Origin of the sequence: Klebsiella sp. HMSC09D12 (assembly GCF_001808475.1) — a bacterium.
GTDB classification, from domain to species: Bacteria; Pseudomonadota; Gammaproteobacteria; order Enterobacterales; family Enterobacteriaceae; genus Klebsiella; species Klebsiella oxytoca.
Map to the genome: position 1 here is coordinate 42,155 of NZ_KV793434.1, position 1,462 is coordinate 43,616.

General features: G+C 66.7%; 1 protein-coding gene. It reads left to right on the plus strand.

The window, feature by feature from the left end:
* The coding region (gene oadA, locus HMPREF3178_RS07680) for a sodium-extruding oxaloacetate decarboxylase subunit alpha (RefSeq protein ID WP_070585101.1) at positions 1-1,462 on the plus strand (1,462 nt) is incomplete at both ends.

Genomic DNA, 1,462 nt, shown 5'->3' on the forward strand with positions numbered 1-1,462 from the left:
TCCCTTGAATGCTGGGGCGGCGCCACCTTTGACGCCTGCATCCGCTTCCTCGGCGAGGACCCCTGGGTCCGCCTGCGCGAGCTCAAAAAGGCCATGCCGAAGACCCCCCTGCAGATGCTGCTCCGCGGCCAGAACCTGCTCGGCTACCGCCACTACGCCGATGACGTGGTGGAGCGCTTCACTGAGCGCGCCGTCAAAAACGGCATGGACGTGTTCCGCGTCTTCGACGCCATGAACGACCCGCGCAACATGAAAGCCGCCCTGCAGGCGGTGCGCAGCCACGGCGCCCACGCCCAGGGCACGCTCTCCTACACCACCAGCCCGGCGCACACGCTACAGACCTGGCTGGACCTGACCGAACAGCTGCTGGAAACCGGCGTCGATTCCATTGCGATTAAAGACATGTCCGGCATTCTCACCCCGGGGGCCGCCTTTGCGCTGGTCAGCGAAATCAAGAAGCGCTATGACGTGCGCCTGCATCTGCATGCTCATGCCACCACCGGGATGGCGGAGATGGCCCTGCTGAAGGCCATCGAGGCGGGCGTTGACGGCGTTGATACCGCCATCTCTTCCATGAGCGCCACCTACGGCCACCCGGCCACCGAGGCGCTGGTGGCGACGCTGGCGGGTACTGAGCACGACACCGGGCTGGATATCCTGAAGCTCGAAAGCATCGCGGCGTACTTCCGCGAGGTGCGCAGGAAATACCACGCCTTCGAAGGCCAGCTGAAGGGCACCGACAGCCGTATCCTCGTGGCCCAGGTGCCGGGCGGGATGCTCACCAACCTCGAGGGCCAGCTGAAGCAGCAGAACGCCGCCCACCGTCTGGATGAGGTGCTGGCGGAAATCCCCCGCGTGCGCGAGGACCTCGGCTTCATCCCGCTGGTCACCCCGACCTCGCAGATTGTCGGCACCCAGGCGGTGCTGAACGTGCTGACCGGCGAGCGCTACAAAACCATCGCGAAGGAGACCGCCGGGATTCTGAAGGGCGAATACGGCCATACCCCGGTGCCGGTCAACGCTGCCTTACAGGCCCGCGTGCTCGACGGCGCAGAAGCCATCACCTGCCGCCCGGCGGACCTGCTGAAGCCGGAGCTGGCGCAGCTGGAAGCCGACGTGAAACGTCAGGCGCAGGAGAAGGGCATCGTTCTGGCGGAGAACGCCATCGACGACGTGCTGACCGTGGCCCTGTTCCCGCAAATCGGCCTGAAGTTCCTGGCGAACCGCCACAACCCGGCGGCGTTTGAGCCGCTGCCGCAGGCTGAAGAGGTCAAACCGGCGGCAAAAGCCGCTAAACCGGCCGCGTCCGGCGTCTACACCGTGGAAGTGGAAGGTAAAGCCTTTGTGGTGAAGGTCAGCGACGGCGGCGATATCAGCCAGCTGACGGCCGCCGCGCCGGCAGCCTCTTCCGCCCCGGCTCAGGCGGCCGCCCCGGCAGGCGCCGGCACGCCGGTGACCGCGC